This window comes from Shinella zoogloeoides (assembly GCF_020883495.1).
GTDB lineage: Bacteria > Pseudomonadota > Alphaproteobacteria > Rhizobiales > Rhizobiaceae > Shinella > Shinella zoogloeoides.
Genome location: NZ_CP086610.1, coordinates 2,436,186 through 2,460,005 on the forward strand (window position 1 = coordinate 2,436,186; position 23,820 = coordinate 2,460,005).

General features: G+C 64.1%; 28 protein-coding genes. 2 read left to right on the top strand and 26 right to left on the bottom strand.

Going from position 1 to position 23,820, the window contains the following annotated elements:
- Positions 1–150: 150 nt before the first annotated feature.
- Positions 151–1,362, top strand: coding sequence for an IS256 family transposase (locus K8M09_RS12155; protein ID WP_160788268.1), 1,212 nt, complete (start codon positions 151–153; stop codon positions 1,360–1,362).
- Positions 1,363–1,410: 48 nt separating this feature from the next.
- Here the strand turns inward: K8M09_RS12155 and K8M09_RS12160 are convergent, their stop codons facing one another.
- The 22 genes from K8M09_RS12160 to K8M09_RS12265 all read right to left on the bottom strand — a co-directional run bounded on the left by K8M09_RS12160 (position 1,411) and on the right by K8M09_RS12265 (position 20,432).
- A complete protein-coding gene (locus K8M09_RS12160; protein WP_229341846.1) occupies positions 1,411–2,004 on the bottom strand; it encodes a hypothetical protein in 594 nt (197 codons plus the stop codon).
- Complete coding sequence (locus K8M09_RS12165; RefSeq protein WP_160787732.1) at positions 2,004–2,465, bottom strand: hypothetical protein; 462 nt, start codon at positions 2,463–2,465, stop codon at positions 2,004–2,006. The genes K8M09_RS12160 and K8M09_RS12165 overlap by 1 nt, the downstream gene beginning before the upstream one ends.
- 46 nt (positions 2,466–2,511) lie before the next feature.
- Entirely contained in the window at positions 2,512–3,492 is a 981-nt protein-coding gene (locus K8M09_RS12170; protein WP_160787731.1) for a hypothetical protein, read from the bottom strand.
- Between the two features lie 177 nt (positions 3,493–3,669).
- The gene (locus tag K8M09_RS12175; RefSeq protein WP_160787730.1) at positions 3,670–4,353 is read right to left on the bottom strand and encodes a CDP-alcohol phosphatidyltransferase family protein; all 684 of its coding nucleotides are present in this window, start codon (positions 4,351–4,353) and stop codon (positions 3,670–3,672) included.
- Entirely contained in the window at positions 4,350–4,745 is a 396-nt protein-coding gene (locus tag K8M09_RS12180; protein ID WP_160787729.1) for a hypothetical protein, read from the bottom strand. The genes K8M09_RS12175 and K8M09_RS12180 overlap by 4 nt, the downstream gene beginning before the upstream one ends.
- Complete coding sequence (locus tag K8M09_RS12185) at positions 4,742–5,689, bottom strand: phosphatidate cytidylyltransferase (protein WP_160787728.1); 948 nt, start codon at positions 5,687–5,689, stop codon at positions 4,742–4,744. The genes K8M09_RS12180 and K8M09_RS12185 overlap by 4 nt, the downstream gene beginning before the upstream one ends.
- Positions 5,686–6,333: a lysophospholipid acyltransferase family protein gene (locus K8M09_RS12190; RefSeq protein ID WP_160787739.1), complete on the bottom strand. Its 648-nt coding sequence runs from the start codon at positions 6,331–6,333 to the stop codon at positions 5,686–5,688. Before K8M09_RS12190 ends, K8M09_RS12185 begins: the two co-directional genes overlap by 4 nt.
- 417 nt (positions 6,334–6,750) lie before the next feature.
- Positions 6,751–7,722 (bottom strand): DUF3592 domain-containing protein, encoded by a 972-nt coding sequence (locus K8M09_RS12195; protein WP_160787727.1) that lies wholly within the window; start codon positions 7,720–7,722, stop codon positions 6,751–6,753.
- 167 nt (positions 7,723–7,889) lie between these two features.
- Positions 7,890–8,105 (bottom strand): DUF2274 domain-containing protein, encoded by a 216-nt coding sequence (locus K8M09_RS12200; RefSeq protein WP_160787726.1) that lies wholly within the window; start codon positions 8,103–8,105, stop codon positions 7,890–7,892.
- Positions 8,106–8,107: 2 nt separating this feature from the next.
- The gene (locus K8M09_RS12205) at positions 8,108–9,247 is read right to left on the bottom strand and encodes a TrbI/VirB10 family protein (RefSeq protein WP_160787725.1); all 1,140 of its coding nucleotides are present in this window, start codon (positions 9,245–9,247) and stop codon (positions 8,108–8,110) included.
- Entirely contained in the window at positions 9,244–10,203 is a 960-nt protein-coding gene (gene trbG / locus K8M09_RS12210) for a P-type conjugative transfer protein TrbG (protein WP_160787724.1), read from the bottom strand. Before trbG ends, K8M09_RS12205 begins: the two co-directional genes overlap by 4 nt.
- Positions 10,200–10,889, bottom strand: coding sequence for a conjugal transfer protein TrbF (gene trbF / locus K8M09_RS12215; RefSeq protein WP_160787723.1), 690 nt, complete (start codon positions 10,887–10,889; stop codon positions 10,200–10,202). Before trbF ends, trbG begins: the two co-directional genes overlap by 4 nt.
- Positions 10,886–12,250 carry a P-type conjugative transfer protein TrbL gene (gene trbL, locus K8M09_RS12220; RefSeq protein WP_160787722.1) on the bottom strand — a complete coding sequence of 455 codons (1,365 nt, stop codon included), beginning with the start codon at positions 12,248–12,250 and terminating at the stop codon, positions 10,886–10,888. Before trbL ends, trbF begins: the two co-directional genes overlap by 4 nt.
- A gap of 3 nt (positions 12,251–12,253) precedes the next feature.
- Complete coding sequence (gene trbK-alt, locus K8M09_RS12225) at positions 12,254–12,532, bottom strand: putative entry exclusion protein TrbK-alt (protein WP_160787721.1); 279 nt, start codon at positions 12,530–12,532, stop codon at positions 12,254–12,256.
- Between the two features lie 10 nt (positions 12,533–12,542).
- Positions 12,543–13,310 carry a P-type conjugative transfer protein TrbJ gene (gene trbJ / locus K8M09_RS12230; protein WP_160787720.1) on the bottom strand — a complete coding sequence of 256 codons (768 nt, stop codon included), beginning with the start codon at positions 13,308–13,310 and terminating at the stop codon, positions 12,543–12,545.
- Positions 13,311–13,312: 2 nt separating this feature from the next.
- Positions 13,313–15,757, bottom strand: a complete 2,445-nt coding sequence (gene trbE / locus K8M09_RS12235; RefSeq protein WP_160787719.1) for a conjugal transfer protein TrbE — start codon at positions 15,755–15,757, stop codon at positions 13,313–13,315.
- A gap of 13 nt (positions 15,758–15,770) precedes the next feature.
- Positions 15,771–16,049 (bottom strand): VirB3 family type IV secretion system protein, encoded by a 279-nt coding sequence (locus K8M09_RS12240; protein WP_160787718.1) that lies wholly within the window; start codon positions 16,047–16,049, stop codon positions 15,771–15,773.
- Complete coding sequence (locus K8M09_RS12245; RefSeq protein ID WP_229342355.1) at positions 16,049–16,321, bottom strand: TrbC/VirB2 family protein; 273 nt, start codon at positions 16,319–16,321, stop codon at positions 16,049–16,051. Before K8M09_RS12245 ends, K8M09_RS12240 begins: the two co-directional genes overlap by 1 nt.
- A gap of 92 nt (positions 16,322–16,413) precedes the next feature.
- A complete protein-coding gene (gene trbB, locus K8M09_RS12250; protein ID WP_160787717.1) occupies positions 16,414–17,409 on the bottom strand; it encodes a P-type conjugative transfer ATPase TrbB in 996 nt (331 codons plus the stop codon).
- Between the two features lie 141 nt (positions 17,410–17,550).
- Positions 17,551–18,015, bottom strand: a complete 465-nt coding sequence (locus K8M09_RS12255; RefSeq protein ID WP_160787716.1) for a ribbon-helix-helix domain-containing protein — start codon at positions 18,013–18,015, stop codon at positions 17,551–17,553.
- Positions 18,016–18,025: 10 nt separating this feature from the next.
- Positions 18,026–20,005, bottom strand: coding sequence for a conjugal transfer protein TraG (locus K8M09_RS12260; protein ID WP_160787715.1), 1,980 nt, complete (start codon positions 20,003–20,005; stop codon positions 18,026–18,028).
- Between the two features lie 124 nt (positions 20,006–20,129).
- Positions 20,130–20,432 (bottom strand): DNA -binding domain-containing protein, encoded by a 303-nt coding sequence (locus tag K8M09_RS12265; protein ID WP_160787714.1) that lies wholly within the window; start codon positions 20,430–20,432, stop codon positions 20,130–20,132.
- A 137-nt stretch (positions 20,433–20,569) separates the two neighbouring features.
- Here K8M09_RS12265 and K8M09_RS12270 point away from each other — a divergent pair, with 137 nt between their 5' ends.
- The gene (locus K8M09_RS12270) at positions 20,570–20,791 is read left to right on the top strand and encodes a helix-turn-helix domain-containing protein (protein ID WP_160787713.1); all 222 of its coding nucleotides are present in this window, start codon (positions 20,570–20,572) and stop codon (positions 20,789–20,791) included.
- Here the strand turns inward: K8M09_RS12270 and K8M09_RS12275 are convergent.
- From K8M09_RS12275 to K8M09_RS12290, 4 genes are all read right to left on the bottom strand, one after another.
- A complete protein-coding gene (locus K8M09_RS12275) occupies positions 20,774–21,733 on the bottom strand; it encodes a LysR family transcriptional regulator (protein ID WP_229341848.1) in 960 nt (319 codons plus the stop codon). The two genes, K8M09_RS12270 and K8M09_RS12275, sit on opposite strands and share 18 nt — an antisense overlap.
- A 135-nt stretch (positions 21,734–21,868) precedes the next feature.
- Positions 21,869–22,510, bottom strand: a complete 642-nt coding sequence (locus K8M09_RS12280) for an invasion associated locus B family protein (protein WP_229341850.1) — start codon at positions 22,508–22,510, stop codon at positions 21,869–21,871.
- A complete protein-coding gene (locus tag K8M09_RS12285) occupies positions 22,507–23,397 on the bottom strand; it encodes a SapC family protein (RefSeq protein WP_160787712.1) in 891 nt (296 codons plus the stop codon). The genes K8M09_RS12280 and K8M09_RS12285 overlap by 4 nt, the downstream gene beginning before the upstream one ends.
- The gene (locus tag K8M09_RS12290; RefSeq protein WP_160787711.1) at positions 23,394–23,813 is read right to left on the bottom strand and encodes a globin family protein; all 420 of its coding nucleotides are present in this window, start codon (positions 23,811–23,813) and stop codon (positions 23,394–23,396) included. Before K8M09_RS12290 ends, K8M09_RS12285 begins: the two co-directional genes overlap by 4 nt.
- Positions 23,814–23,820 lie beyond the last annotated feature (7 nt).

Genomic DNA, 23,820 nt, shown 5'->3' on the forward strand with positions numbered 1-23,820 from the left:
GCGTCCGCGCACGTGGTGTAATTTCGGAGGCGCATTGAGGTGGAAACGGCGGTGGAGAATGAGCTGCCGAATTCGTTGAGCGCAAGGTGGGCACCGGGCCTGTCGGAGAAGGTGGAGTTGCAAAGCTTCAACCAGCCGAAAGGAACCCCGATGACCGACGACAGATTAGCTCTTTCCGAGCTTGCCGCGAAGAGTGGCGATAGCGATTTTCTGCGCACGATTGCCGAAAGCGTGCTGCAACTGATCATGGAAGCCGATGTTGATGGCCTGATCGGCGCTGGGCGCTATGAACGTGGCGACAGCCGCCAGACATGGCGCAACGGCTACCGCGACCGCTCGCTCGACACCCGGCTCGGCACGCTGAACCTGAAGATACCGAAGATGCGACAGGGAGCCTACTTTCCCGGCTTTCTGGAGCCGAGGAAGATGGTGGAGAAGGCGCTGGTGGCCGTGATCCAGGAGGCGTGGATCAACGGCGTCTCGACGCGCAAGGTCGATGAGCTGGTGCAGGCCATGGGCATGACCGGCATCTCCAAATCCTCCGTCTCCAAGCTGTGCAAGGATATCGACGAGCGGGTGAACGCCTTCCTCAAGCGCCCCCTTTCCGGTGACTGGCCATACCTCTGGCTCGACGCCACCTATCTGAAGGTGCGTGAGGGCGGTCGCATCGTGTCGGTGGCGGCGATAATCGCGGTGGCGGTCAACACGGACGGGAAGAGGGAGATTGTCGGCCTGCACATCGGCCCCTCCGAAGCCGAGCCGTTCTGGACGAGCTTCCTGCGTGATCTGGTCCGCCGAGGCCTCACCGGCGTCAAGCTGGTCATCTCCGATGCCCATGAAGGGCTGAAAGCGGCCATTACCCGTATCCTCAGCGCGACATGGCAGCGCTGCCGTGTTCATGCGACACGCAATGCGCTGGCCTACGTTCCCAAGGGCCAGCACACCATGGTCGCCGCCGCGATCCGTCAGGCTTTCATCCAGCCCGACCATGACAATGCCGTGCAGACCTGGCGGCATGTCGCCGACCAGCTCCGCGCCAGATGGCCCAAGCTCGGTACCTTCATGGACAATGCCGAAGCCGACGTGCTGGCCTACATGGCCTTCCCCGCCCAGCACCGCACGAAATTACATTCAACGAATCCACTCGAACGCCTCAACAAGGAGGTCAAGCGCCGTGCCGATGTCGTCGGCATCTTCCCCAACGAGGACAGCATCGTTCGCCTCATCGGCGCGGTTCTGCTCGAAGCCAACGACGAATGGCAGCTCCTGAGCCGATACATGCAGGTCGAGGCAATGGCCGAGCTAAACCCACCAACAATCGAAGAGGAAACTACACTTCAGATTACACCCAGAGCCGCCTGATCATGACGGCCCGGTCCTACACCCGAAATTACACCAACTTGACGGACGCTATCCTCCGACCCGGCCGCCGGGATAGGCGGAGTGCGGTACATCGAACGACATATCCTCGAAGATTACCCCCGGCCTTTGCTCGGGTTTCATGCCATGACGCAGGAGTTGCGTGCCGCCTTTGACGTTGCGGGCAGCGATATTGTCGAGCCGGGATTCTCCCCACGGCATACCGAGAACGATCGAGCCAATGGCCATGGTGGCCGCCTGCCCATTACCGACATCGCGCAATTCGATGTCGGTGAAAGCCAAACTGCTTCCGGCCAATCCCTGCGGCTCTGTCACAGTGATGGTGAGTCTCGGGATCGAAATCCGCTCCGCACGTATCGTCGCCAGCTCCGCCAGCGATCCGGCGGCAAGGACGGCCTTCACACGGTCGGCTGCAAGGCTCGATCCTGATTGATCTACCACCGGGATTGATACGGAATAGGTGGTCGCACCCGCGACACCTTCTATTCTTGTATCGAGCAGCACGCTCCCGGCGTATGCGTGGCATGGCACGGCGAGCAGAGCGGCAAGCATGGCGATATGGCCGCGAAACCTGCAGCCGGTTCCAGGAACGGGCCGCGTTGTGCGGTGGTGTTCGTCCATCATCACTCGACGAAGCAGGAAATATTGCCGCTGAAGGTCGTTGCATTCCCGCCCTCGACATTGCTGTCGGTCATATCTTCGGTCGAGAGCTTGTACGTGCCCCGGAATTTCCCCTCGTCGCTCGCGCGTCGGGCACGAAGCTCCAGCGTGACCGAGCCAAACGGCCCATTTCCTTCGCGCTCCTTATAGAGGATCAGGCGCAGGTCCTTGCTGTCCAGCCAGTATTGCGGCCGGTCGGCTCCGCCGAAGGTCATGGTCCGCAAATCTTGCGCGACGGCCTTGTCACGGATTTCCAGCTTGCCGGCTAGATCGTAAGCCGGGTTGCCCATTCCGCTCGTCAGCGATGCATAGACGCTGAAATTGACGGATTTGTCATTGGCGGTGCATTCCAACCCGCCGGATGCGGAGGCCGGCAATGCCGCCCCCGCGAAGAAAAGGCCACCAAGAAAGAGTTGCAGACGCATCGGGTCGCTCCCCGCATTCGAGTGAGGTTATATGCTCTGACGCAGCCTATGGTGCTGGGCTGACGGTGATGGTTCTGGTTTCGGTCTTTTCCAGGCTGCGGCCCATCGCCCGCGCGACGGTGACGGATTTGTCGGTGATCCGACGGGTCATGCCGCCCTCAACCTCGTACACTGCGCTTCGCTCAAGCGAGATCGCCATCTGCCTGACGACGCTCTCGATCTGATCGGGCGTCACATTGCCGGCGCTTGCGGCAGCCCGCCCGCTGAGAGCCTGGATGACCTCTTTTACGGAGGCGGGGTCGTAAGTGGTGGTGGTGACGAAAACCCGCCGTCCACTACCGGTATCGACTTCGGAAAGCGTGAAGGTGGAGCTGGTTTTCAAAGCTCCGCCGAGGGGATTGAGCGCTGTGTCCGACCAATACCGGGCCTCGCCCTGCTTCATGCCGGTATTCTGAGCAATGGCGAGCTGCGGCAGGTCATCGAGGTAGGTCCTGGCGGCCGCTTCGGCGTCGACCTGGATGAAGCCAACCATGATCTGATTGAGCAGAGCGACAATCTGGGGTTTGCTTTGATATGGCTCGGTGATTTTGCTGGCCATGACGCGGATGGCCGCTTTCGCTTCGTCAAGATTCTCGACACGCAACGGCTTGCCGCTCATGTCGGTAATTGCGCGAACCGGCACATTGTCGAGCGCCTGTGCGGCAGACAGGATGAGCGGCAATCGCGGATCGTCGCCTCCGGCCGTGGTGCCAAGCTGGCGATAGGTGATGCGGAATCCATCCGCCGTCTTTGCCTCGAAAATCAGTTCGGCGCGCGTGGCGATCTGTGAGGCCCTTTTTCCTTCCGGCCTCGTCTCGATCGTGTCGCGCTTGGTCTCGACGATCCAGCGACTTCCGACGGGCGGATTGAAGAGCGGCTCGGCAGTGTCCGCGATCGACCCCTGCGTCGAACCAAGGGTCAGCAGGGTCGCAGCCGCGAGGCCAAGGAATTTCAGCCGGAGTAGACTAGAGATATACTGCCGGCTCATACGCCCCCCGGGGTTCGTTACCCCGAGCGCTTCCTGGGCGCAGACGGGCATATTCAGATCATAAAATTTTCCGCCCCGATCATATCGGACTTGAAGCGATGGGAGACCTCGGCAATTGGCGAACACTGACGGGGGAAACGGCGATGTCTCGGCGCTTATGCGGGATGGTTCGCCCGTTCACCCCCTCGCGCGGAGTGTCCTGACGATGCGCAAAGCCCGACGAAACGTCGTCACGGCCGCACCGAATGCGATCGCCCAAAGTGCGAGAGCGAGGATGACGTTCCAGCCGTCCCAAAGCGGATCGAAGAGCGATAGTAGGGCGGCCACGGTTATGACGGCCATCCGGTGCTGCTTCGCCATCGGCCCGGAAAAGTCTGCCGGCAATCCACAATTGCTGCCGAGTTCGCGCGTATATGCGGTCAGAACGGATAAACCGCCTACGGCCCAGCCGAGCGTCGGCAAGCCGATGCCGTGGCCCAGGCCGGCGAAGATGAGCAGGTCGGCGATGCGGTCGGGAAACTCGTTCCAGAACGGACCGTCCGGCGATTGCTTTCCGCCCTCGATGGCAACCATGCCGTCGAGAAGATTGCATATCAGGCGAAGCTGACAGAACGCGGCGGCCATGAGCAGCAGGAAGCCTCTCGATCCGAAATCACCAGCGTTGGCGATCAGGAATGCGAAACCTGCACAGGCGGCCATCACCATGCTTGCCATCGAAATCTGGTTTGGCGAGATCTTGGCCGCCGAGAGGATACGCGCCGCTTCCCGCGCCCAAACCTTGTCGCGGCTGGCCAGCGGCCGCCGATCCTTTCCGGCAAGCGCGGAGGGCAGGTCTTGGTCTGAAAGAGGCGATCTCGTCATGGATAATCCTTTCCGGCGTTCCAGAGGGCCAGGCTGTAGAGCGCCGCATATGTTGTCGAGACGGTGAGCGGGAGCACGATTGTTTGGCCGAGCTCCGGCGTTCCGCCGATCCGGTGCATCGTCACAGCGATGATGGCCGACAAGATGCACGCGATGACGGGTGGCGCGACGAGCGCACTCCAACCGCTGAACCGACTGGAGGTTCGCTCGATCGTGCCCTTGAGCGCGAGGGTGATGCAGCCGGAAACAACGCCCTGGATCAGGGCCGCCGTCAGCGGCGCGGGCATGGGATGAAAACGGTTCGAGAAGGCCGCCCAGCCTCCCATCGCAGCGCAGGCGACGGAAAAATGCGTGACGCCGTGATGCGCGATCCTGACAAAGATCCCGCTCATGTCGCCGACCACCAATAGCGCGTCAGATGGAAGAAGATCGGGGCGGCGAATACGACGGAATCGAGCCGGTCGAGAAAGCCGCCATGGCCGGCGATCAGATACCCCCAGTCCTTCACGCCGCGATCGCGTTTGATCGCCGACATGACGAGACCGCCGAAAAAACCCATGAGCACGATGACGAAGGACAGCGCGGCCGCCTGAAGCGGCGTGAACGGCGTCATCCAGGACAGCGCGGCCCCGACCGCCGTCGCGCTCAACGCCCCGCCGACGAAACCCTCGACCGTCTTCGACGGAGACAGCTTGGGCGCGATCTTGGTGCGGCCGAACAGTTTGCCCCAGACATATTGCAGCACGTCGCTGAGCTGCACGACGACGACGAGAAAGGCGATCAGAAGGACGTTGCGGCCGGAATAGCCCGGAATGTCGAGGCTGAGCAGCGCCGGCACATGCGAGATGCAGAAGACGCAGATCATCAGCGCCCATTGCACCTCGGCAACCCGCACCAGGAACCGATCCGTGTCACCGCGCAGCGCGGCGACGATCGGCATCAGCAGGAAGGCATAGACCGGGATGAAGATCGCAAAGAGCCCGTACCAGTCGATCCAGATCAGGTAATACTGGACCGGCAGGACGATGAAGAAGGCCACCGCCAGCGCCGTGTGGTCGGCGCGGCGCGTGTCGGTCAGCGTCATGAACTCGCGCAGCGCTGCGAACGAGCACAGGGCGAAGAGGAGCGTGACGCCGACCCGGCCGCCGATGAGAGCGAGCCCCATCAGGATGACCATCACCCACCACGCCTGGATGCGATCGTTGAGATTGTCGATGGCGGCGTTCGGTGCGCCGACGACCCGCCGCGCCAACGTGAAGCCGATGACGGAGGCGAGCGAGAGAACGCCGAAGAGACCGGCCAGAACCCGGAGCAGATCGGGATGCGGCATCGTCATGGCGCGGCCTCCTTGGGGGCGAGCGCCAGCAACGCGGTCCGGGCGCGGTCGAGAAAGGGTTGCTTGGCTTCATCCTCCTCAAGGCGCAGCGGCGCGCCGAAGGTGATGGTGCAGGTCAGCGGGACCGGCAAGAGCTCGCCCTTGGGCATCACCCGGTTCAGATTGTCGATCCAGGTCGGGACGAGTTCGACATCCGGCCGCGTCCGCGCTAGGTGATAGAGACCGCTCTTGAACGGTAGCAGCGCGGTGTCGGTGACGTTGCGCGTGCCTTCCGGGAAGACGATCAGCGAGGCGCCGCTATCGACAGCCTGCGCCATCTGCCCGACCGGATCGGCCTTCCGGGCGGCCCGGTCGCGCTCGATTAGCACCGCGTTGAAGACGTCGCGGCCGATGAAGCGGCGAAGCGAAGACTTCAGCCAGTAGTCGGCGCCGGCCACCGGCCGGGTCTTTTGACGCAGCCGAGGCGGCAGCACTGCCCAGATCAGGACGAAATCGCCGTGGCTCGCGTGATTGGCGAAATAGATGCGCTGCCGGTCGATCGGCTCGGTGCCTTCCCATTGACCGCGAACGGCTGTCACGGCACGGGCGAGGCCGAGCAGTCCGACTCCAATCAGACTGGACAGGAGACGTTTTGGCGCTGCCATGTGCCGCACCGGCGCGCTTGTGAATTCCGACATGGGATTGCTCTTTGCGGGACGCAGGGGACTTGACCCGGTTCCCGCCATTCGTCAGCGAGAACTTGCCCTGATGGCGGTGATGGCGGCGACAGAAATGCCGCTCGAAACAAGATGCAGTCGCTTCATGCGCCCCCTTCGGCTCATCGAGCCGCGTTTTCAACGTGATGCATTTTTGGAGAGAAAGGGGCTGGCGTTGCAGTGCAATGGCGCTCAAGTCTCCCATTCAGGCAAGCGCTTGCCCCTGGTCGGGACTGGCACAAGCTTCCGTGGAAACGATAACCCTCTTCGGGCCGGGTGAGACCTCGGCATTTGGCGAACGCTATCGGTGAGAACTGCGATACCTCAGATGGTCTACGGGCCTTCAGCGTAGCCCATACCATCGGTTCAGCCTCGTATTGCGAAGAAAACTGCCAGCACGAACAGCACCGTCGCTGCGGTCCAGACCACGGCTACGCCGCGTGCGCGCGGCTCCAGAACGGATTCGGATGGATTGTCAGGATTGACATGAACATCAACGATCTGGCCGCTGCGATACCGTCTGATCGAATGCCCGGCGAGGTGCGCCGACGTCGTCATGACCTCGGCGCCGGAAGAGGCCACGGAACCGATGTAGTCGTTGCCTTCATAAGCATAGCGATAGCTTATGTCGGCCTTGAACACCTTCGCTCCGCGGTGCACGCCGTCACGTGCATCCCGAAATCTTTCGAGGCCGGCAGTTAATATGGTCCCCTTGACGACCGGCCAGCGGCCAGCTTCAGCGGCACGGCGTTGCATGCCAAGAGCTGTCAGCATCATTATCGTTGCGAAGGTCGCGATGCCGATTGACAGCGGTGCATTGGCGATATGGCGCGAGGCAAACCGTGCAAGCTGGTCGAAGCCGATGATTGCGCCGAATATGAGGGCTACGAACGCCAAGGCTGTCCAGCCGACGATACGCCACAAACCAGGAGGGTCACGTTCGAGTACAGAGTCGGTGCGTTGGTTCGGGTTGTAATAAACGGTTACGCGCCTGCCGGCTGGATAGCGCGCGACGGTCTTCGCGACTCCAAAGTTGCCGCGATCCACGCCTATGGCCACACGGTTGTTGCTATAAACCTCCCCACCGACATCGTATTCGTAAACGATATTGGCGAAGTTTCTCTCCTCAAAGCGAACTCCGCTTTCACGATTTCTGTCTAACACTTTGATGGTGCGTGCCTCGACTTCGGATGACACGATAATGCCCGGCGCGCTCGGCCAGTTGCGGGGCACACTTGATTGGCGCGATCCAATGGCAGCGAAAATGACGACTACCCCGACGGGGGCGAGCCACGTGAGAAGGACTATGAAAGGGATGTCCTGCAGCACCGCGATCATTGCTTGCGCACCCCAGGGAAAATCGTAGCTTTCAAGGTCCTAGCTGGCGCGCTTCTATTGGTCATGGAAAACTCCGCACCGATCCTACTGTATGTGCGGAGGACCGAGACCACGGTGTTTTCCGAACGCTGCGGAGGGGAAACGCGATACCTCGCTCCAGTCCGACCCTATGATTTTGGGCGGCGTGCTTTTGCAAAGCCACGATCGGTGGCCACGAAACGCTCGAGCATAGGCACGATCAGCTTGGCGGGCTGGACTGGCGTGCCGCCCTCGGCGAGAAGACGGCCGTAGTCGGTCAGGTCGCGGTGAAGCGCCGCCGGCAGCTCCACCGAGATCCTGACGGGCTTGTCATCGGCGATGGGTCCGAGTTTCAGCTTGGTCATGGTCAGCTCCTGTAGGGTTCGAGCACCAAATCCTTGGTGACGATGACGCGGACGGGGAAACCGGGCCGGATGGTCAGGGTCGGTGCGACCTGCAACTGGCGCTGGACGATCTGCTGACCGGCCTGATTGACCGTATCCTGCGCACCGTCACGGATGGCGCGGATCAGGCGATCGTTGTCATCGGTGGCGAGTTCGGCGCCAACGCCGAGCAAGGTCGAGAGTGCGGCGGCCTTGGCGAGATCCCACCAGTGGTAATCGACGCCATCCTCCAGGCCGGCATAGCCCTGCGTATCCGCGCCGGGCTGGCGCTCAAGAACGATGGAGCGGCCGTTCGGCATGATGAGTCGATTCCAAACGAGCAGAACGCGGCGCTGGCCGAACTGCACGGCATTGTCATACTGACCGATGAGGCGGGTTCCCTGCGGTACGAGTAGAATGCTCCCCGTCGGGCTGTCATAGATGTTCTCCGTGACCTGCGCCGTGATCTGGCCGGGAAGATCGGAACGGATGCCGGTGATGAGCGCGGCCGAGATGACCGCGCCGGCCTGAAGCACGAAGGGCGATGCCGGAGGCGTGACACGATCCGGCGTGACGGTGCGCCGGTCGGCCGCCGCATTGAGGAAAGCAAGCTGCTTGTCCTGCGCGGTCGGCTGTCCCGTCGCGCTGGCGGGATCGAAACCGGCAAGGCCCGGCATCGTGCCGGAAGTCGCCGCCGTCGAGCCCTGCCGGGACTGGAAGAACACGGTGCTGAGGCGGGCGGCCTCTTCCTCGGCGCGGCGACGCTGTTCGGCCTCATCGACGCCGGGCGTCTGAACGACGGGCGGCACGACGGGCTGGCCGGCATTCTGCGCGGACAGGATCGGGCCGCCGAGATCGCCGGGTAGCGCGGGACCGAGGATCGGGCCGGTATAGTCGCGCGGCAGGCCGGCGAGGCCATCGGCGGGCTGACGGTTGGCGGTGGAATAAAGCTCCTCGCCGCCATCGCCGGGACCGCGCGTCTGAAGTGCATAGATCAGCGCGCCACCGATCCCGACCAGGGCGACGGCCGCGACGCTGGCCAGCATCTTGCGTGACAGGCGCGTGACTCGTGGGGCTTCGGCGCGCAGGCGCATGGGAGCTGCATTGGATTCGGTATCGGTCATGATTGCGGTCTCCCGTCGGTGCGGACGATCCTGACGGTCTGCTGGCGGCCGCCGCTGCCAAGACGCAGCTCGGCCGCACCGAAGAGGCGATCGACGATCAGGATGTGTTGATAGATGCGGCTATTGACGATCTGCGCCTCGCCCTCGGGGCCGATGACGAAGATCGGGGGCATCTCGCCCTGCACGATGCCGCGGGGGAACTCGACATAGACGCGGCGGCCGTCGTCATAGACGGCGACGGGCTTCCATGGCGGATTGCTGCTGCCAGTCAGGCCATAGCGGTAGTTGCGCGCGGCGACGGCCGGAATGACCGGCGTTGCCGGGACGGCCTGACGGCCGCCGCCTGCCGGCTGCGGATAGGCCCATGCGACGGCGGGCATATAGGGCTTCTCGCCGGAACGCAGCTCGACCATGTAGGTTCGCCGGTCGGTGGTGATGACGAGGTTCGTGGTGATGTCGGCGCGCGTCGGCTTTATCAGCACATGGACCCGGCGGGCTACGCCGGAGCCGGATTCCGTGTCGCCAATGATCCAGCGAGCGGTGTCGCCGGCCGCGATCGGTCCCGCGCCGGTCAGGCTCTCGCCGGGTTCGAGCGCGATGTTGGTGATTTGGCCGGGGGCGGCATAGACTTGATAGAGCGCGCCTTCCGACCACGGATAGACCTGAATGGCGTTGAAATAGCCTTCGCGGCGTGGCTGCACGCGGGCGGCGGCGTTGGCGTTCTCCACGCGCGCCGTCGGTGTCGCTCCAGCCGTGCCGCCGCGTGCAACTGTCCAGGCGGGCGGAACATGGATCGGCTTCAGCCGCTCGTCTGTCACGGCCGCCGGAATGCTCGGCAGCGGCGGCACGCTGGCATCGTAGCTGATCTCGGGCGGCGGGGTGGTGGCGCAGCCAGCGAGCGCCGTAGCGGACAGCAGCAATATGGCGACCGTGGATTTACGGATTACGCAGCTCATTGGTCCATCTCCCGCGACCAGTTGATGGCATTGACGTAGATGCCGAGCGGATTGGCCTTGAGGCGTTCGGCGTCTCGGGGCGGCTGAAGCGCGATGGTCAGGATGGCGGTCCAGCGTTCGGTCGTGGCGAGCTTGCCATCCTCGTAGCGCCGTTCGGACCAGGCCACGCGGAACGAATCCGGCGAGGCGCGGATGACGCTGGAAACCTCGACCGCGATCTGCTGCTTGCCGACCTTGGCGAAGGGATCGTTGGCGCGGGCATAGTCGTTGAGTGCGCCCGCGCCGCGATCGGTCGTCCATTCATAGGCGCGAAGCCAGTTCTGACGGACGATGACCGGATCGGCCGGGATGGAGCGTACCTGTTCGATGAAGCGGGCGAGATGCCACGCGATCTGCGGATCGGTCGGCCGATAGTCGGCGGTTGCCGGAGCCACTGCCTGCGAATGGCCGAGATTGTCGACCTGCACGACCCAGGGCACGACGGTCCCACGCGCCGACTGAATGACGAGCGCGGCGGCGAAGCCAGCCGAGAGGAATAGCGAGCCGAAGGCCATGATGCGCCAGTTCTTCGCCTGCACGCGGGCCGAGCCGATACGCTCGTCCCAGACCTGCGCGGCGCGTTGATAGGGCGTCTCGGGTTGCGGTGTCTTGCCGTAATGGGCAGCGGGTCGTTTGAAGAGGTTCATGAGCGATCACTTTCTGAGAGGTTGACGGAAGAGCCGGAGGCGTGGCTGTCGCCGGAGCGGACGGCATGGGCGGTCGCCTGAACGCCGTGGGTCACGCGCTGCGAGCGCTGCATCCGCTTTGCCCAATCGGGCTGGCCCTTGACGGTCTTGGTCTCGGCGGTGTCGTTCCCGGCCTCGGTGGGGCTGCCGACCGTGCCCATGGTCGAAGCGCCGCCGGTCGCGCCAAACCCGCTCTTCACACCATCGGAGAAGCTGGATTTGACGGTGGCGGAAGCGCGACGAAGCGGCGATGCGACGGCGTTTCCGGCAGCGCTGCCAGCAGCGCGGGTGACGCCACCGAGACCGGAGGCGACACCCGACGCGCCGGATTTGCCGAGCGAGCCGAGCGAATAGGCGGACGACGCCGCGCCTGCGGCCGTCGTTGCGCCGCGCACGGCTGCGGCCCCACCCGACAACATGGCGGCTCCGCCACGCGCGGCGAGCATTGCGCCACCGCCGGCGGCCATGGTCGCGCCGGCGGCGGCGAGACCCGTGCCAACGGCAGCACCAGCGCCGAGCTGGGGGCCGCCGCTGACCAGCCCGGAGGCGATGCCGGGTCCGAAGACGCCAAGGCCGAGCAGCGACAGCGCGGCGAGCACAACGGCCATGGCATCGTCGATGCTCGGAGTTTGTCCGCCGAAGCCCTGGGTGAACTGGCTGAACAGCGTCGAGCCGATGCCGATGATGACGGCAAGCACCAGAACCTTGATGCCGCTGGAAATCACGTTGCCGAGCACCCGCTCGGCCATGAAGGCGGTCTTGCCGAACAGGCCGAAGGGGATCAGCACGAAGCCCGCCAAGGTGGTCAGCTTGAACTCGATCAGGGTGACAAAGAGCTGGATGGCGAGAATGAAGAAGGCGAGGATGACCAGCGCCCAGGCGAACAGCAGGCAAGCGATCTGGATGAAGTTCTCGAAGAACGCGATCCAACCCATGAGATCGGAGATGGATTCGAGCAATGGCCGGGCGGCATCGAGGCCGGTCTGTGCGACCTTGCCGGGGCGCATCAGGTCAGCGGTCGAAAAGCCCGTGCCGGAGCCTTTGAGACCGAGGCCGGCGAAGCTCTCGAAGACGATCTTGGCGAGATTATTCCAGTTGCCGATCAGGTAGGCGAAGACGCCAACGAACAGTGTCTTCTTGACGAGCCGGGCGATGATGTCGTCATCCGCCCCCCAGCTCCAGAACAGCGCGGCCAGCGTTACGTCGATGACGATCAGCGTGGTTGCCACGAATGCGACCTCGCCGGACAAAAGCCCGAAGCCGCTGTCGATGTATTGGGTGAAGACCCCGAGAAAGTTGTCGATGACGCCTGTGCCACCCATGGCTCACCGCCCTTCCGGCGCTGTGGGCGCAGGTTGGCGGCCAAGGAAGCGGTCACGGGTCTCCGCCCAGACGCGCAGGCAGTCGGTGTCGTTCGCGGCCTGTTGCCCGAGCTTCTGGCATTGGCGCTGGCTTTCGCGCAGCGGATCGGAAGCCGATTGGTGAAGGCGCACCGGCGAAGATGCCGGCGCGTCCTCTTTGCGGGTCATTTCGATCACCGTCGCCGTGATGGCGATGGCAACGAAGACGATTGCGCCGAGGCGGGCCAGCATCTTGCCATCCATGGTCGCGCCCTCAGTTGCTCTTGTTGAACATCTGGGCGTTGCCGGGCTGGTAGCCCGAGCCCGGCGTCAGGAAGCGGCGACGCTGTTCGCGACCCTGCTCGGCGGCGGCAGCGCGTTCCGCATCGGTCAGGGCGCTTGCCCGGCCATTGGCCGAGATGACCGCGACGAGATCGGAAAGCTGCTGCGACTGGAGGGCGAGAAGCTGGTTGCCGGCCTGCGCCGCCTGAAGTGCGCCGGTGGCGGACTGGCTCTGGCCGACCAACGCCGACATCTGCGCGCGGTTGCTGTCGATATTGCCGACGACGCCGGCCTGCACGCGCATGGCGTCCTGCAAGCCGCCGACCGTGTTCTTCCAGCGGTCGCGGGCATTGGCGACGAGCTGTTGATCGGACGCCGAGAGCGAGACGTTCCCGTATTTCTGCTGGAACATCTGGTCGATCTGCTGGACGTTGAAGGCGATGCCCTGCGCCTGCTGCAAAAGCTGCTGCGTTTTCTGGACGGATTGCTGAATCTGCTGGAGCGCCGAGAACGGCAGGCTGGCGAGGTTCTTCGCCTGATTGATGAGCATCTGCGCTTCATTCTGAAGCGAGGTGATCTGGTGGGTGATCTGCTCCAGCGTGCGCGCGGCGGTCAGGACGTTTTGCGCATAGTTCGTCGGGTCGAAGACGATGATGGCGTGCGCCGGCGTCGCCACCATCGGCGAGAGCGCGAGCGGTGCGGCCGCGAGCATGGTTGCGGCGAGCGCCATGGCGCGCGAGCGGAAACGGCGAATAGTCATGGTCAGGACTCCTTTTCTGCTTGGGGGATCGGGAAAGTCGGGATGAGGTCGACGGCCCAGCCGGCGTCGCGGGACCGGAGCCAGGCCGCGAGAAAGCCGTCGCGGCCGTGTTCGGCGACGAGGTTGGCGATCAGGGTCTGGTCGGATTTCGAGGAGGCGGCGCAGAGCGCGAGGCCGACTTCGGACAGGCCCAGCTCGAACAGGCGATTTCCTCGCCGGGACTGGCAGTAATAATCCCGCTTGGGCGTCGCCCGCGCCAGGATCTCGATCTGGCGATCGTTGAGGCCGAAGCGGCGATAGATCGCCGTGATCTGCGGCTCGATTGCGCGCTCGTTTGGCAAGAGCAGCCGCGTCGGGCAGCTCTCGATGATGGCCGGGGCGATATTGCTGCCGTCTATGTCCGACAACGACTGGGTGGCAAATATGACCGATGCGTTCTTCTTGCGCAGCGTCTTCAGCCATTCGCGGAGCTGGCCCGCAAAACCTTCATCGTCCAGCGCAAGCCAGCCTTCATCTATGATGAGCAGCGTCGGCCGTCCGTCGAGCCGGTCGCCGATGCGATGGAACAGGTAGGACAGGACGGCCGGAGCTGCGCCCGTTCCCACAAGCCCCTCGATCTCGAACGCCTGCATGTCGGCGCTGCCCAGATGTTCGGCCTCGGCGTCGAGCAGCCGGCCATAGGCCCCGCCGACGCAGTACGGGCGCAATGCCTGCTTCAAGTCGTTGGATTGAAGCAGGACGCAAAGGCCGGTGATGGTGCGTTCTTCGATGGGCGCGGAGGCGAGCGAGGTCAGCGCCGTCCAGATATGCTCCTTGGCTTCCGGCGTGATCGTGATGCCTTCGCGCATCAGGATCGCGACGATCCAGTCCGCCGCCCAGGCACGCTCATAGGTGTCGTGGATACGGGCGAGCGGCTGGAGCGCGACGGAGAACTCGTCCCCCTCGGTCAGCCCGCCACCGAGATCGTGCCAATCGCCGCCCATGGCGAGCGCGGCCGCACGGATCGAACCGCCGAAGTCGAAGGCGAAGACCTGTGAGCGGTCGTAGCGCCGGAATTGCAACGCCATGAGGGCGAGCAGTACGGACTTGCCCGCGCCGGTCGGGCCGACGACCAGCGTATGGCCGACGTCTCCGACATGAAGAGATAACCGGAACGGGGTCGAGCCTTCGGTCTTGCCATACAGCAAGGGGGGCGCACCGAAATGCTCGTCCCGTTCCGGCCCCGCCCACACGGCAGAGAGGGGGATCATGTGGGCGAGATTGAGCGTCGAGACCGGCGGCTGGCGGACATTGGCGTAGGCATGTCCGGGGAGCGAGCCGAGCCAGGCATCGACGGCATTGACTGTTTCGACCATGGCCGTGAAGTCGCGGCCCTGAATGACCTTCTCGACGAGGCGCAGCTTCTCGTCGGCAAGACGCGGATCGGCGTCCCAGACAATGATCGTGGCCGTGACATAGGCCATGCCGGCGACATCCTGCCCAAGCTCCTGCAAGGCCATGTCGGCGTCGGCCGCCTTGTTGGCGGCATCCGTGTCCACGAGGGCGGATGCCTCGTTGGTCATGACTTCCTTGAGAATCGCGGCGATCGACTTGCGCTTGGCGAACCACTGCCGCCTGATCTTCGTCAGCAGGCGTGTGGCGTCGGTCTTGTCGAGCAGGATCGCGCGGGTCGACCAGCGATAGGGAAAGGCGAGCCGGTTGAGATCGTCGAGCAGGCCGGGCGTCGTCGCAGTTGGAAAGCCGATGATGGTGAGGACGCGCAGATGCTCGCTGCCAAGGCGCGGTTCGAGCCCGCCGGTCAGCGGCTGGTCGGCGAGCAGCGCATCGAGATAGACCGGCGTTTCCGGCACGCGGACGCGATGCGGCTTTGTCGAGACGGTCGAATGCAGATAGGTCAGCGTTTCGCCGTCATCGAGCCAGTCGCATTCGGGCATGAAGCCGTCGAGCAGCGCCAGCACGCGATCTATGCGATCGGTGAAGGCGCGCAGGATTTCATGCGGATCGACGCCGCTACGTTCACGGCCCTCGTATAGCCAGGCCTCAGTGCGGGCGGCTTCCTCGGCCGGCGGCAGATAGAGGAAGGTCAGATAATAGCCCGACACGAAATGCGCGCCGGCTTCCTCGAAATCGGCCTTGCGCTCGGCATCGACCAGGCCGGAGGCCGGATCGGGGAATTGGCTGTCGGGATAGATCGCGGCCTCGGAGCGCTGCGCCTCCACGAAGATCGACCAGCCAGAGCCGAGACGGCGAAAGGCGTTGTTGATGCGACCGGCGACCGCGACCAGTTCGGCGGCGACGGCACTGTCGAGATCAGGACCACGAAAGCGCGCGGTGCGCTGAAAGCTGCCGTCCTTGTTGAGCACGACACCCGGCGCGACGAGCGCGACCCAAGGCAGATAGTCGGCAAGGCGGCTGGCGGAGCGGCGATATTCGGCGAGGTTCATCATGGTTGCGCCTCCCTCAAACCGACAGGTGGGTGGGGATACGCAGATGTCGGCGGCCAACCTCCACAAAGAGCGGATCGCGCTTGGCGGCCCAGACCGCCGCGAAATGCCCGACGGCCCAGATGAGCAGGCCGACCAGCCAGAGGCGCAGGCCGAGGCCCACGGCCCCGGCCAGCGTCCCGTTGAGGATCGCGATGGAACGCGGTGCGCCGCCGAGCAGGATGTGCTCGGTCAGCGCGCGGTGGACCGGCACGGTGAAGCCCGGCACGTCCAGTTGCTCGAAAGCGCCCGCCATCAGACCAGCGCCCCGCCGCCGAACGAGAAGAACGACAGGAAGAAGCTCGACGCGGCGAAGGCGATCGACAGGCCAAAGACGATCTGGATCAGGCGGCGGAAGCCGCCCGACGTGTCGCCGAAGGCGAGCGCCAGGCCGGTGGCGATGATGATGATGACCGCGACGATCTTGGCGACCGGGCCTTCGATCGACTGGAGGATTTTCTGGAGCGGCGCTTCCCACGGCATCGAGGAGCCGGAGGCATAGGCTGGCGGCGTGGCCGTCATCACCATGATCGTGACGAGTGCGGTTGAGGCCGCGAGGCGATCATAGGCGATGCGCATGACAGAGGGTTTTGACGGTTTGGGGAAGTTGATCGGTGGCTTCATGCGGGGTCTCCTGTGTTGGTGGGGATGGCCAAAGGGATGGCGTGCGTGACGCGGTAATCGCCGTCGGTCGTGAGCCCTTCGACGCGGGCGAGTTCGGCGAGCCGGCGCGCGGAGCCGCGGCCGGAGAGGACGGCAACGAGGTCGATGGTCTCGGCGATCAGGGCGCGCGGGACGGTGACGACGGCTTCCTGAATGAGTTGTTCGAGCCGGCGCAGCGCGCCGATGCCGGTTCCGGCGTGGATCGTGCCGATGCCGCCGGGATGGCCGGTCCCCCAGGCTTTGAGGAGGTCGAGCGCTTCAGAGCCGCGCACCTCGCCGATGGGAATGCGGTCGGGGCGTAGGCGCAGCGATGAGCGGACGAGATCGGAGAGCGTGACGACGCCTTCCTTCGTCCGCATGGAAACGAGATTGGGTGCGCAGCACTGCAGCTCGCGAGTGTCCTCGATGATGACGACGCGATCGGCCGTCTTCGCCACCTCGGCGAGCAGCGCATTGGTCAGCGTGGTCTTGCCGGTGCTCGTGCCGCCCGCGACGAGGATGTTGGCTCGCGCCGCCACGGCTTCGCGCAGCGTCGCGGCCTGATCGGCGGTCATGATGCCGGCGGCCACATAGTCCGCGAGGGTGAAGATGGCGACGGCGGGCTTGCGGATGGCGAAAGCAGGTGCCGCGACGACGGGAGGAAGAAGCCCTTCAAACCGCTCGCCGGTTTCCGGCAATTCGGCCGAGACGCGCGGGGATCGGGCGTGAACCTCTGCGCCGACATGATGGGCGACCAGGCGCACGATGCGCTCGCCATCGGCAGGCGACAGGATTTCGCCGGTGTTGGACAGTCCTTCGGAGAGCCTATCAATCCAGATACGGCCATCCGGGTTGAGCATCACTTCGACGACGGCCGGCTCTTCCAGAAACCGCGAAATCGCCGGACCCAGCGCTGTGCGCAGCATCCGCGCGCCGCGTGCGATGGCTTCCGGTTTTTGATGGCTGGTCGTCATATCCGCCCCGTTTCTTCACGAGGCGCAACAGACAGTCCCCGGATCGGGGTCGATTAAAAGAGCCTGAAATCAGGCCGGTTCAACAAGTATCGAAGGCCGTGCGGAGATCGGCGGCCATCGGCGGCGAATAGGATGGATCGACTATTCGAGCGCAGCGCCATTCGTCTCCGGCTGAGCTGGTACGGGAGCCTCCGGGGGCGACTCGACATCGCGCGAAAGCTCCTTGAGGAACCTGTCTCCCGTCGCCAAACGCTTGCCGAGTGCCTGCATGAAGCCCTCGAAACGCTCCAGGCCCTTCGCCCGGCCAGAGGCTTGTACGGCCTCGGGCAAGACCGGCGTGAAGGTGAGCCAATAGCGGACGAACAGCGACACGGCTTCGCCGAGCACGGCGAGGTCTTCATCAAGCCCGTCGATCTGGCGGCCGAGCTTGTCGAGCCGGCGCGACATCGCGGCTTCCAGCTTCTCGCTGGTATCGCCGGAGAGGAAGGACGCGACGGCGGCTTCGACAATGGCGGATTTGGAAACTTTGCGACGCATCGCCAGCGCGTCGAGCTGCTTGAGCAAAGCCGGGTCGAAATAGACGTTCATGCGAGTGCGGGTCGTCATGACGTGGTCCTCAAAGCTCAATGCCGTCGCCGGGGTCTAGGGATGCCTGCCGGGCAACATTGCGCATCCGGGCGCGCATGGCGTCGGCCTTGGCGGCGTCGACATCGGGGTCGTCGTCCAGAAGCTCGAATTCCTGTGCCGGCGACGGCGGCGGCGCGACGATTTCCTCATGCTCGGGCAATTCCGGCTCGCGGCGGATGCCGGCATTGGCCGGATCGCCGTCGCCCGCGCCAGCGGCGCTCACGGACGATCCCGCCGCCGCGACGATGCGGCCGGACCAGTCATCCGACGATGCCGGAACCACAACCGCCGCCAATGCTGGCGGCGTGATGATGCGCTCCTGCAAGCGCCTGTCCTCGAAATAGCGGGCCTTGGTGGCGCGGATTGGCGGCGTACCCGCGACCATGACGATTTCCTCGGACGGCGGGAGCTGCATGATCTCGCCGGGGGTCAGCAGCGGCCGGGCGGTTTCCTGCCGCGAGACCATGAGATGGCCGAGCCAGGGCGCGAGCCGGTGGCCGGCATAGTTGGTGGAATCGCGCAGCTCGGTCGCCGTGCCGAGCGCATCGGATACGCGCTTGGCGGTGCGCTCGTCGTTGGTCGCGAAGCTCACGCGGACGTGGCAGTTGTCGAGAATGGAATTGTTCTGGCCGTAGGCACGCTCGATCTGGTTGAGGCTCTGCGCGATCAGGAAGCCCTTGATACCGTAGCCGGCCATGAAGGCGAGCGCGGATTCAAAGAAGTCGAGCCGGCCGAGCGCAGGAAACTCATCGAGCATCAGGAGCAGGCGGTGGCGCTTCGTCGTCGCGGTCAGCTCCTCGGTCAGCCGGCGGCCGATCTGGTTGAGGATGAGGCGGATCAGCGGCTTGGTGCGGTTGATGTCGGACGGCGGCACGACGAGGTAGAGGCTGACCGCTTTCTTGCCGCCGACAAGATCGGCAATGCGCCAATCGCAGCGCGCGGTGACACGGGCCACAACGGGATCGCGGTAGAGGCCGAGAAACGACATGGCGGTCGACAGCACGCCGGAGCGTTCGTTGTCGGATTTGTTCAGCAGCTCGCGGGCGGACGATGCGATGACGGGATGCACGCCGGCTTCGCCCAGATGCGGCGTGTCCATCATCGCGCGCAAGGTGGCTTCGACCGGGCGGCGGGGATCGGAGAGGAAGTTGGCGACGCCCGCCAGCGTCTTGTCCTTCTCGGCGTAGAGGACATGCAGGATCGCGCCGACAAGGAGCGAATGGCTGGTCTTTTCCCAGTGGTTCCTCTTGTCCAAGCTCCCTTCGGGGTCGACCAGGATGTCGGCGATGTTCTGAACGTCGCGGACTTCCCACTCGCCCTGGCGGACTTCGAGCAGAGGATTATAGGCCGACGACTGCACGTTGGTCGGATCGAACAGCAGGACACGACCATGCTTCGCCCGGAAGCCCGCCGTCAGCGTCCAGTTCTCGCCCTTGATGTCGTGGACGATGCAGCTTCCCGGCCAGGTCAGCAGCGTCGGCACCACGAGGCCAACACCCTTGCCAGAGCGGGTCGGCGCGAAGCACAAGACATGCTCGGGGCCGTCATGACGAAGATAGTCGCGTTCGTAGCGGCCGAGCACGACGCCATCGGGACCGAGCAGGCCAGCGGAGCGGATTTCCTTGTCCTCGGCCCATCGTGCCGAACCATAGGTCGCGACATTTCGGGCTTCGCGCGAGCGAATGATCGACATCATGATCGCTGCGACGATGGCGAGGAAGCCGCCGGACACGGCGATGATGCCGCCCTCGGTGAAGATCCCGGGCGCATAGGCATCGAAGGAGAACCACCACCATAAGAAGGCCGCCGGATAATAGATCGGCCAGCCCGCCAGCTCGAACCATTGGGTGCCAAGCTGCGCCTGAAAGCCGAGCCGCCATGCGGTCCATTGGGTCGCCGCCCAGATCATCACGAACACGATGGTCAGGACGACGGCAATCTGACCCCAGAGAATTCGGCCTCCACGCATACACGCTCCAATCGGCAAAAATGTCGGAGCCGATCAGAGAATGGGGGATTTCGGGAGGTGCAACAGCCAAGATCAGGCTGGCGGGCCGCCGGCTAGAAACGGCGGCGAATAGGATGGTTCCGTGTCAGTGCAGGCCCTTGCGCTGTTCCTCTTCGGCGGCCTGTTCGAGAATGCGGCGATAGCCGGTGTGGGTCATCCATTGCGCGCGGGCCAGATGGCTCGACCAGCATCGGCGGGTGCGGGCCTCGTCGTTGGCGGGATCGCGGTGAAGGACGATCTGCGCCACTTCCCTCCAGTCCGCACCATCGGCCTCGGCGTCGAGCAGGCGCATATAGGTGACGAAATGCGCCTCGTCGTAGAGCGTGATGTCCGGGCCGGTCGGCGCTTCATCTTCAACGTCGGGGTCAAGTTCTGGCTGAACGCGCATGATGCCATCCTTTCCGGCCGGGCGCGGTGCATACATACGACGTGCAGCGCCAACAATATTGCCGGATAGCAGTATAGCATACGAATAGGAACGATCGTTCCTAGAATGATCGTTCCTATGCTGGTTCCGCTGTCCCCATGGATCTCAAGGAGGTCATGGCGAGGAATCTGCGTCGGATACGTCATGCAAAAAAACTTACGCAGGAAGAGCTGGCCGACCGCGCGAGCCTGAGTATGCGTTATGTCGGCGCAATCGAACGCGGCGACGTGTCCGCCAGCGTCACCGTGCTTGGTCAGATTGCTGAAGCTCTTGAGGTCGATCCCGCCGAATTGCTCCAGCGATCAACTGGCGGCGATTGAACGCCCCATCTTTCCGGCCAGGTCGAGCAGGTTTCGGAGTGTGGCGCCCTGATTATATGGCGACCAGACTGCAGAGAACGGGACTGGTTCCGGCTCGTCGTGAAACGGCCGGAAAGTGACGCCGGGGATGTCGATCAACCCCGCCGCCTCACCGGCGATGGACACGCCGAAGCCCTGCGCGATCATCTGCATCAGCGTGCAACGCTCAACATCGCAGCGCATGATAGCGGGTGCATCCAACCAACGTCCGGCCATGCGCAGGAGTATGTGTTCATAGGCTTGTGGTCCGGTACCGCTGTGCCGGACGATGAAGGACTCTTCCGCCAGATCGTCCCAAGCTACGCTTTCTCTCTCGGCGAGCGCATGATTGGCAGGCAGGACAGCGACCAGCGGCTCGTGCCAGATACGGCGTGAATGGCAATCTGGAAGATCGGGAGCCCCGGCGACGAAGGCGATGTCGAGCTGATCGGCGCGAAGCTGAACGATGATGTCGCGCGCGGTGCCCTCGCTGATCTCGATGGTGACGTGCGGATGCTCCTTACGATAACGCATGAGGAGATGGTCAAGGAAGCTGCCGGGCGTTAGGGCATAGACGCCAACGCGCATGCAGCCGAGATCACCGCGGGCAAAAGCCCCAGCGGTTTTTACGGCATGTTCGAGCCGGTCGACCCCCGCGGCCACACCTTCGACGAAATGCCGCCCGGCCTCGGTCAGTCGGACTCCGCGCGCGTGGCGCTCGAACAATCGAATGCCCAGGTCTTCTTCGAGCGTCTTGATGCGTTCGCTCACACTAGAGGCGCTGACGCCGAGATAGTTCGCGGCATGACGGAAGTTCAGATATTCGGCGACGGCAAGAGTCTGGATCAGCGAGACCATGGGTATGCGCGCGCCGAGCCGTGAGGGCGACTGCCAGGTTTCGGAGAATTTCTGGAGACGCCGCATCGTCGGACTATCCGAAGGGTCGGCTGAAACCTCCGTCGCGCGCGCCGATGCAATGCGCGACGGACAAGCCGTCCTTGTGAGCCGCCGAGGGTGAAGCGCCGTAAGCGGCGCTTCCTATGGTCAGTGCACCCCGCCTCAACGAGCGAGCGCCGCCACGCGATCAAGGGCCGTACCGAAGCCTTGCAGGGAGATGGAGAATGGCGTCGCTGCGCCTCCGTCGGCGGTTGCCTTGATCTTCAGGACGGCCCCGGCGCGCAATGCAACCAGGGTCGCCGCGTCAAAATTGACGTTGACGATGCAGCCTCCCGGCACGCAGGTCCGGAAGCGCACTGGCTGCATTGCCGGCTTCTCGTCGATCTGGAAGGTGACGCCGGCATCGAGCGCCAGACCGAACGGAAGAACGAGCGTGCCGGTGACAGCGTTACCTGTCGGCGCGTTCAGCTCGATCGCCAGAACGCGCTGGCCGTTCTGCTGAACCTGGGCCTGTGACAGGACGCAGCTTTTGACGGTGCCTTGTTGTACGCAGGCGACGCGCCAGTCCTTATATGTCTCGTTGAGGGACGATGCGCCACCAGGCAATCCGCTCGTCGCTGCTCCGCCAGCTTGCGCCTGGGCCAGTTCGAAGCGTTGCGGAACAGGGTCGGCATTCGACGTCGTGAACAGCGTGTCCGTGCCGGATGACGACTGCGCGCCGCTTGGTACGGCATAGGCTGCTACGGCCGCAGCAATCGCCGCGGCCGCAACTGTGGAAATGCCAAGTATCTTCTTGCTCATCATGCGAGCGCCTTTCGTTCGTTCGCGCGCTGCGCATTGAGGTCGAGCAGGTTCTGGAAACTCTGCTGGGAGACGAGGTGAAGCCCGACGAGATCAAGCCAGCCTTTCGTGTGCCATTCGGCGACGGTCTTGGGCGGAAGAGCGCGGAACGCCTGTTCATCGACGGCATAAAAGCCATTCACCTGGTTCAGCGTGCCATCGGGAAGCCGGAACTCGGCGTGGTAGGGCGTGAGCAATTTGGCGGCAAGAAGCGCCTTTCCGAAGGCGATCGTGGCGGCATGATCTGTATGATAGGCGTGGCAGAACGCCATCGCCGCCTGTGCTGCGGCGGTGGCGTTCCCCACGGCATCGAACAGGCGCTCAGCCTCGGGGCGGTCCGCCACGGAGGCGACAAAGCGCTCCGAGCCCCGGTCGATGGCAAGCAGTTGCTGCGCCCTGTCCGGCGTCTCGGTGACGATGAAGGGATAGCGGCGGATATAGGCCGGAGCATAGCTGCCGGACCGCCAGGTTCCATCCCGCTCGATAAAGAGATTGGCGTCGCGACGAATGCCGACGAGCGCGATCGGGGTGGCCTGGTCGTCAATCGCGAAAACGATTGGGAAATGCCGTTGCGCGACGGCGAACTCACCGACGCACAGGGGAATGGCCACGGCCTCGCGGGCGAAGCCGAAATGGCTGGCCGGTGCGAGGCCAGCATCGCCGTGCTCCTCGAAACGGAGAAGCACCGGGTCCTTGTAGAAAAGCGGCAATGAGGGGGACTGATCCAAGATATGCATGTCCATATTAACGTGTTGAACTGATCGCTCGGTCTGGCCATGGAGCAATAAGCGCTCGGCGGCTCGAAGCGGGTCTGGCTGCCGGCGCGACGCGGCGCGCCGGCTTGCGGTCAAGGCAGGGCGTCTTCTTTCGCCGCTGCGATCATGACGCCGGAGAGAGCGCCATAGGCGTCCGTCCAGGCGCGTCTGACCTCGGGCGTGAAGGCGTCCCCGAGACCCTGGCGGAGCGTCCATAAAAGCGTATCGCCGACTGCATCATAGTGGGCATCGACGACACCATAGTCGTTGTGCTTCCGGGCGAGTTGCTGGACGGCCGGCAATATTGTGTCGAGCCTGTCCAGGCCGTTGACGACAAGCGCGAGCATCTGGACGAGTTTTTTCGACTGCGGGCCGATGTCCTCCGCGAACATCGGCCGCACCGCAGGATAGGTCTCGAACAGGCGGGCGTAGAACGCCGCGCCCACCTGATCGGCAACCGGGACCAGCTTCTTGAAGCTGGCCTGTACGAGAGCGATGGTGTTTTCCTCCATGCGCGCG